The following is a 287-nucleotide window of genomic DNA, read 5'->3' as shown; positions in this document are numbered from 1 at the left end:
CACACCGTGATCGTGGACGAATACGCGCATACCAACATTCCTGGTAGTCGTCATGGAAAGCGCTGGCAAGACATTGAGGAACTGCTGGACGCTGGCATCAACGTCCTGTCCACCGTGAACGTGCAGCATCTTGCTTCCCTAGGGGACGTCGTCTCTGCCATCACTGACGTCAAGCAGGCAGAGACAGTTCCCGATGATGTGGTGAGACGAGCTGATCAAATCCATTTGGTGGACATCTCACCGGAGCTGCTGCGGCAAAGGCTTGGCGACGGCAAGATCTACGCAGC

At 56.1% G+C, this 287-nt stretch carries 1 pseudogene; it reads left to right on the top strand.

Annotated features, from left to right (window positions below):
• Positions 1-287, top strand: a pseudogene (locus SB724_RS19800) (histidine kinase); the annotation flags it as partial.

This window comes from Bacillus sp. SIMBA_031 (assembly GCF_046535225.1).
Taxonomy (GTDB): Bacteria; Bacillota; Bacilli; order Bacillales; family Bacillaceae; genus Bacillus; species Bacillus velezensis.
This window is presented reverse-complemented; position numbering and strand designations above follow the sequence as displayed.